The 8779-nt window shown below is 69.6% G+C and carries 9 protein-coding genes; 8 read left to right on the top strand and 1 reads right to left on the bottom strand.

Going from position 1 to position 8779, the window contains the following annotated elements:
• The first annotated feature begins 181 nt into the window (after positions 1-181).
• From AC07PU_RS41080 to AC07PU_RS41065, 4 genes are all read left to right on the top strand, one after another.
• Positions 182-1063, top strand: a complete 882-nt coding sequence (locus tag AC07PU_RS41080; protein WP_495323525.1) for a TauD/TfdA dioxygenase family protein — start codon at positions 182-184, stop codon at positions 1061-1063.
• A 100-nt stretch (positions 1064-1163) separates the two neighbouring features.
• Complete coding sequence (locus AC07PU_RS41075) at positions 1164-2174, top strand: ABC transporter substrate-binding protein (RefSeq protein WP_208509445.1); 1011 nt, start codon at positions 1164-1166, stop codon at positions 2172-2174.
• Between the two features lie 2 nt (positions 2175-2176).
• The gene (locus AC07PU_RS41070) at positions 2177-3079 is read left to right on the top strand and encodes an ABC transporter ATP-binding protein (RefSeq protein ID WP_495323529.1); all 903 of its coding nucleotides are present in this window, start codon (positions 2177-2179) and stop codon (positions 3077-3079) included.
• A complete protein-coding gene (locus AC07PU_RS41065) occupies positions 3076-3945 on the top strand; it encodes an ABC transporter permease (RefSeq protein ID WP_203204453.1) in 870 nt (289 codons plus the stop codon). Before AC07PU_RS41070 ends, AC07PU_RS41065 begins: the two co-directional genes overlap by 4 nt.
• 10 nt (positions 3946-3955) lie before the next feature.
• Here the strand turns inward: AC07PU_RS41065 and AC07PU_RS41060 are convergent, their stop codons facing one another.
• Positions 3956-4354 (bottom strand): DUF5329 family protein, encoded by a 399-nt coding sequence (locus AC07PU_RS41060; protein WP_495323524.1) that lies wholly within the window; start codon positions 4352-4354, stop codon positions 3956-3958.
• 154 nt (positions 4355-4508) lie between these two features.
• Here AC07PU_RS41060 and hisN point away from each other — a divergent pair, with 154 nt between their 5' ends.
• The 4 genes from hisN to AC07PU_RS41040 all read left to right on the top strand — a co-directional run bounded on the left by hisN (position 4509) and on the right by AC07PU_RS41040 (position 8757).
• The gene (hisN, locus tag AC07PU_RS41055) at positions 4509-5285 is read left to right on the top strand and encodes a histidinol-phosphatase (RefSeq protein WP_296794056.1); all 777 of its coding nucleotides are present in this window, start codon (positions 4509-4511) and stop codon (positions 5283-5285) included.
• Positions 5286-5294: 9 nt separating this feature from the next.
• Positions 5295-5489, top strand: coding sequence for a DUF2905 domain-containing protein (locus AC07PU_RS41050; RefSeq protein WP_019654592.1), 195 nt, complete (start codon positions 5295-5297; stop codon positions 5487-5489).
• Positions 5490-5528: 39 nt separating this feature from the next.
• Positions 5529-6455, top strand: coding sequence for an ROK family protein (locus AC07PU_RS41045; RefSeq protein WP_495323523.1), 927 nt, complete (start codon positions 5529-5531; stop codon positions 6453-6455).
• 166 nt (positions 6456-6621) lie between these two features.
• The gene (locus AC07PU_RS41040) at positions 6622-8757 is read left to right on the top strand and encodes a hypothetical protein (protein WP_495323522.1); all 2136 of its coding nucleotides are present in this window, start codon (positions 6622-6624) and stop codon (positions 8755-8757) included.
• Positions 8758-8779 lie beyond the last annotated feature (22 nt).

Genomic DNA, 8779 nt, shown 5'->3' with positions numbered 1-8779 from the left:
GGGGTCGCCTTTTCTTTGGTTACTTTCTTTTGGCGAAGCAAAAGAAAGTGACTCGCCCGCCGGGGCGAGACCCGGCCTACGGCCTAACCAGAGAGAAAACCCAAAAAAACACCAGAGCAGTCATAAGCATTCAACGAAGAGTTCGTTGCCCAACCCCCCATCCCCGCCTACATTGCGGCACATGAGCCAAGTCCTCGTCCCCGAGCGCACCCAATCCTTCGAGATCCGCCCCTTCCCCGCCCCCGTAGGCGCCGAAGTCATCGGCCTCGACATCGCGCGCCCCATCCCGGAAGAAGACTTCGCCCGCATCCACCGCGCCCACCTCGACCACCACGTCCTGGTCTTCCGCAACCAGCAGATCACCCCCCAGCAGCACATCGACTTCAGCCGCCGCTTCGGCCCGCTCGAGATCCACGTCCTGCACCAGTTCCAGCTCAAGAACCATCCCGAGATCCTCATCGTCTCCAACATCAAGGAGAACGGCGAGCCCATCGGCCTCGGCGACGCGGGCGTCTACTGGCATTCCGACATCTCCTACAAGCCCAAGCCCAGCCTCGGATCGCTGCTGCATGCGCAGGAACTGCCGAGCGAGGGCGGCGACACGCTGTTCGCCGACCAGCACCTGGCCTGGGAAGCGCTGCCGAGCGAACTGCAGCAGCGCATCCTGCCGCTCAACGCCGAGCACAGCTACCTCGCCAAGTACGAGGAACTGCGCGCCAAGAACCCGTGGCGGCCCAAGCTCTCGCAGGCGCAGATCGACCAGGTTGCGCCCGCGGTGCAGCCGGTGGTGCGCACGCATCCCGAGACCGGGCGCAAGGCGCTGTTCGTCAGCGAGCACTTCACCACCCGCATCGTCGGCCTGCCCAAGGAAGAAAGCGATGAACTCCTGTCCGAGCTGTTCGCGCACAGCGTGAAGCCCGAATTCGTCTACCGCCACCAATGGGCGCCCCATGACCTCGTGTTCTGGGACAACCGCTCGCTGATGCACCTGGCGGCGGGCACGCCCGACCACCTGCGCCGCCGGCTCAACCGCACCACCATCGTGGGCGACGAGCCCCGATAGACCGACCACCTCCGCAGACGAACGTCCTCGACGGACCGGCGACGCCGGGTCCGCGCGGAGCGCTGCACCCCGAATTTCTTCCATTGGAGTCCTTCCCGCCATGAACCGCTTCACCCGCCAGGCCGCATCCCTCGTCGCCGGCCTCGGCCTGCTGGCCGGCAGCCTCGCCGCGCACGCCGAAGGCCAGATCCGCATCGCCGAGCAGTTCGGCATCGTCTACCTGCTGCTCAACGTGGCGCAGGACCAGAAGCTGATCGAGAAGCACGCCAAGGCCGCGGGCGTCGACGCCAAGGTCGAATGGGTCAAGCTCTCGGGCGGCTCGGCGGTCAACGACGCGCTGCTGTCGGGCAACATCGAGATCGCGGGCGCGGGCGTCGGCCCGCTGCTCACGCTGTGGGACCGCACCAAGGGCAAGCAGAACGTGAAGGGCGTGGCCTCGCTGGGCAACTTTCCCTACTACCTGGTGAGCAACAACCCGAACGTGAAGACCATCGCCGACTTCACGGACAAGGACCGCATCGCGCTGCCCGCGGTCGGGGTGTCGGTGCAGTCGCGCGTGCTGCAGTTCGCCTCGGCCAAGCTCTGGGGCGACAAGGAATTCAACAAGCTCGACAAGATCAGCGTGGCGCTGCCGCATCCCGACGCGGCCGCGGCCATCATCAAGGGCGGCACCGAGATCACGGCCCACTTCGGCAACCCGCCGTTCCAGGAACAGGAGCTCGCGGGCAACCCCGCGGCGCACATCGTGCTGAACTCCTACCAGGTGCTGGGCGGCCCCTCGTCGGCCACGGTGCTCTACGCCACCGAGAAATTCCGCAACGAGAACCCGAAGACCTACAAGGCCTTCATCGACGCGCTCGACGAGGCCGCGAAGTTCGTCAGCGCCAATCCCGAGAAGGCGGCCGACATCTACCTCAAGGTCAGCAACGCCAAGCTCGACCGCGAGCTGCTGCTGAAGATCATCAGGAACCCCGAGGTGCAGTTCAAGACCACGCCGCAGAACACCTACGCGCTGGCCGACTTCATGCACCGCGTGGGCGCGATCAAGAACAAGCCGGCCTCGGTGAAGGACTACTTCTTCGACGACGCGCACAACGCCTCGGGCAACTGATGATGAGCACGGCGGCGGTGCTGGATTCGCGGGCCGATGCCCTGGTCCACCGGCAGCGGGTGGCGCCCGCGGCCGAGTCCTCCTTCCCGGACCTGGCACGCGACGAAGTGCGCGCGCCACAGGCCGCGGCGCCGCTGCTGCAGGTCGACGGCGTCAGCCTCGAGTACCGCACGCCCGAGCGCGTGGTGCGCGCCACGCACCGCGTGAGCTTCGACGTGCACCAGGCCGACCGCTTCGTGCTGCTCGGCCCCTCGGGCTGCGGCAAGTCGACCCTGCTGAAATCGGTCGCGGGCTTCATCGCGCCGGTCGAGGGCGAGATCCGGCTGGCCGGCGAGCGCGTGCTGCGGCCCGGGCCCGACCGCATCGTGGTGTTCCAGGAGTTCGACCAGCTGCCGCCGTGGAAGACCGTCCGGCAGAACGTGATGTTCCCGCTGCTGGCCTCGCGCACGCTGGGCCGCAAGGAAGCGGCCGAGCGCGCGCTGCACTACCTCGACAAGGTGGGCCTGTCGAAATTCGCCGATGTGCATCCGCACCAGCTCTCGGGCGGCATGAAGCAGCGCGTGGCGATCGCGCGCGCGCTCGCGATGCAGCCGCGCGTGCTGCTGATGGACGAGCCCTTCGCCGCGCTCGACGCGCTCACGCGCCGGCGCATGCAGCAGGAGCTGCTGGCGTTGTGGGACGAGGTGCGCTTCACGCTGCTGTTCGTTACCCATTCGATCGAGGAGGCGCTGGTGGTGGGCAACCGCATCGCGCTGCTGTCGCCGCATCCCGGGCGCATGCGCGCCGAGATCAACAGCCACGGCTTCACGCTCGACAGCCTCGGCGGCACCGAGTTCCAGCAGACCGCGAAACGCATCCACGACATGCTGTTCGACGAAGAACACGACACCGAGGCCGGCCGATGAGCGCGATCCTTCCCCCCGTGCGCCCCGAGTACGAGCGCACGCTCGAGCCCTTCACCGAGCTGCCGGTCGAGCGCCGGCTGCCGCTGGGCGCGCGCCTGGCCTCGCAGGCCTGGCTGCGCAAGGGCCTGATCCTGGTCGCGATCGCGCTGCTGTGGGAACTGGCGGCGCGCTGGCAGGACAACGACCTGCTGCTGCCCACCTTCAGCGCCACCGCGCGCGCGCTGGTCGAGGGCCTGGCCAGCGGCGAGCTGCTCGAGAAGGTGCGCATCTCGCTCGCGGTGCTGGTGCAGGGTTACCTCGCGGGCGTGGCGCTGGCCTTCGCGCTGACCACGCTCGCGGTGTCCACGCGCATCGGCCGCGACCTGCTGGACACGCTGACCTCGATGTTCAACCCGCTGCCCGCGATCGCGCTGCTGCCGCTGGCGCTGCTGTGGTTCGGCCTGGGCCGCGGCAGCCTGGTGTTCGTGCTGATCCATTCGGTGCTGTGGCCGCTGGCGCTCAACACCTATGCGGGCTTCCAGGGCGTGCCCGAGACCCTGCGCATGGCCGGGCGCAACTACGGCCTCACGGGCCTGCGCTACGTGCTGCAGATCCTGGTGCCGGCGGCGCTGCCGTCGATCCTCTCGGGGCTCAAGATCGGCTGGGCCTTCGCCTGGCGCACGCTGATCGCGGCCGAGCTGGTGTTCGGCGCTTCCTCGGGCAAGGGCGGACTGGGCTGGTACATCTTCCAGAACCGCAACGAGCTCTACACCGACCGCGTGTTCGCGGGCCTGGTCATGGTGGTGCTGATCGGGCTGCTGGTCGAAAGCCTGGGCTTCAAGACGCTCGAGCGCCTGACGGTGCGCAAGTGGGGCCAGCAGCGCTGACCGACCGTGCTCAGCCGGCCTTGGCGCCCTTCTTCGCCTCCTCGCGCAGGCTGCGCAGCTCGGCGCGCAGGAACTCGCCCGATTCCTTGATCGCGCCGCCGCCGAGCTTCACGCGGTAGGCCTGGCCCGTCATCTCCGAGCGCGTGGCGCAGCGCTCGATGAAGTCCTCGGCGGTCACGATCTCCTTGCGGAAATGCTCGTACTTGGCCTGCATGTGCTTGGCGGCCTCGGTGGCGTTGTACTCGCTGCCGTTGCGCAGGAAGGTCATCGAGCCCATCTTGGCCACGCGCTGGATCAGCGTGTCGATCAGCCGGTGCTCCGATTCCGACGGGGTGGCGTGGGCGAGGGCGGCGGCGGTGCCGAGCAGGGCCGCGAGCAGGGCGCGGCGCAGGGGCTGGAAGCTGGTCATGTCGTCTCCGCTTGGCAATTTTCGGGCCATGCTAGGACGGCGGGTCGCGCCGGTCAAACCCCGGGCCGATCCAAGTTCGGCCTGGACCCCGGCGCAAGGTCGGGTCTAATCCGGGGTTCGCGGCGCCCTGCCGCTTTGCCCGCAGTCCTTTGCCATGAGCACTTCCAACGCCGATCTCCCGAGCCTCGCGCAGGCGCTGGCCGACGCCGCCGCCGCCCAGTCGATGCGCCATTTCCGCACCCCGCTGGACATCATCACCAAGGCCGACGAGAGCCCGGTCACGCTGGCCGACCGCGCGGCCGAGACCGCCATGCGCGAACTGCTCGCGCAGCGCGCGCCGGCCGACGGCATCTACGGCGAGGAGCACGGCGCCGAGCGCCTGGAGGCCGAGCGCGTCTGGGTGCTCGACCCGATCGACGGCACCCGCAGCTTCATCACCGGCTCGCCGCTGTGGGGCACGCTGATCGGCGTGCTGCAGGGCGAGCGCGTGGTGTTCGGCATGGTCGACATGCCGGTGCTGAAGGAACGCTGGATCGGCCAGGCCGGCGTGGGCGCCACGCGCGACGGCCAGCCGGTGCACGCGAGCGCCTGCGGCGAGGTCGCCAAGGCGCGCATCGTCACCACCTCGCCCGACATCTTCGCGCCCGCCGACTGGCAGGCCTTCGACCGGCTGAGCCGCCAGTGCGCGATGCGCCGCTTCGGCGGCGACTGCTACGGCTATGCCCAGCTCGCGGGCGGCACCATCGACCTGGTGGTCGAGACCGGCCTGCAGCCCTACGACTACCTCGGCCCGGCCGGCCTGATCGAGGCCGCGGGCGGCGTGATCACCGACTGGGAAGGCCGGCCGCTGGGGCTGAAGTCCGATGGCCGCGTGATCGCGGCGGCCACACCCGAACTTCACCGACAAGCACTGGCCGTGCTCCAGGGCTAGACTGGTTTCATGCTTCGCTGGCTGATCGTCGTCGTCCTGGCGCTGGTGCTCATGAGCGGCCTGACCGCCTGGCTGCGCCGCTTCGGCTTCGGACGACTGCCCGGCGATTTCGAGTTCCGCGCCTTCGGCCGCGAATGGCAGCTGCCGATCGCGAGCACGGTGGTGCTCAGCATGATCGCGGCGCTGGTGGCGCGGCTGCTGTAGCTCCGGCAACGCCGGATTTCACGAAAGAAGACAACCGCAATGAGAGCCTGCGTCGATATCGGTGGCACCAAGGTGGCCGTGAGCCTTTCCGCGTCGAGCGATGCGCCGCTGATCGGCCGGCGCAGCGAACCCACCGCGAAGACCGGCGACAACGACGCGGTGGCGCAGCAGATCATCCGCATGATCGATGCCGTCTGCGCCGAGCAGAACGTCGACCCCGCGAGCATCGAGCGCGTGGGCGTGTCCTCGACCGGCCCCTTCGAACTGCGCGACGGCAAGGTCGAACTCGCCACGCCCAACATCTGCGGCGGCATCGCCGGCCCGGCGCGCGGCCTGCCCAACGACTGGATGACGGCGGTGGTCGAGGCGCCGCTCGCGCAGCGCTACGGCTGGGTGCGGGTCGAGAACGACGCCGTGGCCGCGCTCGAGGCCGAGCGCCACTGGGGCGCGCTGCAGGGCTTCGACCATTGCGCCTACGTGACCTGGAGCACCGGCGTGGGCGTGGGCCTGTGCGTGGACGGCCGCGCGCTGCGCGGCAAGAACGGCAACGCGGGCCATGCGGGCCACAGCTTCGTGGCCGACGACGGCAGCGGCGCGCTCTGCGGCTGCGGCAACATCGGCGACGTCGAGGCACTGGTGGCCGGCAACTCCATCGACCGCCGCTTCGGCCGGCCCGCGCCCGACCTGTTCGCCGCCGCCTCGGCCGGCGAGCGGCATGCGCTCGAGGTGGTCGACGCGCTGTGCCGCGTCATGGGCCGCCTGCTCTACAACCTGGTCGCCACGCTCGACCTGCAGCGCATCAGCCTCGGCGGCAGCGTGTTCCTGCACCACAGCGACTTCCTGCTGCCCCGGCTGCAGGCGCAGATCGACGGCCGGCTGCTGCCGCTGACGCGCGGCGTCGAGCTGGTGCGCGCGGGCCTGGGCGACAAGATCGGCGACTACGCGGCGCTCGCGCTGCTCGACTGAACGCCGCCGGCACCGGGCCGGACTCGCACCGGCCCCGCGCGATGAATTCGCGCCATCACCCCGCCTCTCATTCATTTCGATGATGCGCGCCCGCGCGCGGGCCAGAACACTCGAGCCGAGGGGGTTCATGGAGAACCTTCGTTGACGCAAAAAAAGGAGTGTTCCCATGACTGGTTCCAAGAGGGTGTTCTCGCGTTCGGGCATGTCGCTGGCGAGCGTCGCGGCGTTGCTGGCGCTGGCGGCATGCGGGGGTGGAGGTGGCGGTGGCGGTGGTGGCTTTCCCTTCGTCGGTGTCGCGCCGCCGCCACCCGCGCCCGCACCGCCGGCCGCGCAGAAGCTCGAGGTCAAGGTGGTCGACGGCGTGCTGCGCAATGCCAACGTCTTCCTCGACAAGAACAACAACGGCCTGCTCGACAGCGGCGAGCCCAGCGGCAGGACCGACACGGCGGGCAAGGTCACGCTCGAGATCGATGCCGCGGACGCCGGCAAGTACCCGGTCGTCGCGCTGGTGGGCACCGACGCCGTCGATGCCGAGCTCGGGCCGGTGAAGACCGCCTACGTGCTCAAGGCGCCGGCCGACAAGCCGGGTCTCGTGAGCCCGCTGACCACGCTCGTGCACTACCTGGGCACCGGCGCGGGCGCCACCTCCGCCGAGGCCGAAGCCAACCTGCGCGCGCAGCTCGGCCTGGGCGGCAGCCTGTTCGACGACTACACCGCCAATGGCGACCTGCTCTCGGCCACCACGGCCGCGACGCTGGTCGCGTTCTCGCAGGCGATTTCCCGCACGCTGGCCGACAGCATCGGCACCGCCGACATCAGCGGCGGCACCATCTCGGCCGGCGACATCTCGCTCGAGACGCAACGCATGCTGCTCGACAAGCTGACCTCGGTGCGCAACCTCGTGAACCAGGAGTTCTCGCGCGCCAGTTGCGCGGGCGGTGTCGGCACCAAGCCGTGCCAGGACCTGATGGCGGGCCAGTCGACCTACTACGCGACCAACGCCCAGGAGAACCAGCTGCGCCCGGCCAACATCGGCGTGGCGGTGGGCCTCACCAAGCTGGCCGCCGGGCCGTCCGTGGGCGCCGGCGAGGCCATCGCGGCGACCGGCATCCTCGACTGGTTCACCATCTCCGACAGCAACAACTGGAGCCGCCGCCTGCTGGTCTCGACCGTCGCGGAGAACACGCCGGTGGACGGACTGACGCACTTTCGCGACCAGCGCGAGCGCAGCGTGGCAGGCACGGTCACGCGCTGGGCCTCGGGCGGCGATCCGGCGCGGGTCGGCGACCTGCACTGGAACGGCCGCAGCTGGCTCGCGTGCGCGGACTCGAAGAACACGACCACCGTGCGCGACGCCGCCGGGCGCAACATCTCGGACTACTGCGACGGCCTGAGCGTGAGCCGCTCGCGCCGGATCGATGTCGACATCTCGGGCCAGAAGCTGGCCGACGTGGTGAACCGCATCAAGTCCTCCCCGTACACCAGCAACGGCCCCTATGGATCGCGCTATGCCAACTGGGGCCCGCAGGCCAGCGCGGCGGCGATCAGCGCCGACCTCGGCAGCGCCACCTTCCCGGCCGGCTCCCGGCTGCGCCTGCAAGGCAGCATGGACCTCGCCACCGCGATCGCCTACGACGTGCGCGACAACGCGAAGGTCCAGCTCTATCCGGCGGACATCGCGCAAGGCGGCGACAGCACCCGGGGCAGCGTGGCCTGCGCGGCGAACCCGCTGCCGGCCACCGCGCGCGTCGCGACCCTCGAGACGCTGATCCAGCGCAGCCCGGGCGTGCCCTGCGTCTTCGGCGTGGGCACCCTCGACGGCGACAACGGCAGCTTCCAGAGCGGACCGAAGAACGAATGGTGGGGTGCCACCTCGATCGACCTGGGCACGGTCGGCGGCGCGCCGCTGGGCACCGCGGCCACCATCACCGGCTACTACACCGGCAACTACCTGATGCGCGCGAGCTTCGCGGGCGGCAGCAGCAACGCAGTGACCTTCCTGCAGTGCCAGCAGCGCGTGATCAACGGCTCGCCGCGCAACTGCATCGCGGTCGGTACGGGCTCCTACAAGATCGAGACCCTGGGCGATGCGCGCGTGCTGAGCTTCAGCCCGGTGGGCGACTTCGCGCTGTTCATCGACTACGAGCGCGTCTTCATCGAACGCGGCGGCGAGGTGTCGTTCGGCTACAAGTCGAAGGCGGTCGGCAAGCAGCAGCTGCGGTTGAACCTCGCGGCCTCGAACGCGCTGTTCGCGGCCTATGCCGCGAAGGGTGCCACGGGGCTGACGCCGATCGCGCCCTGAGCACCGGGCCGTTCGTTCAGGC

Source organism: Variovorax sp. GW821-FHT10D07, assembly GCF_059415325.1.
Note: the sequence above shows the minus strand (reverse complement) of the source record. Positions and strands in the feature narration are given on the sequence as shown.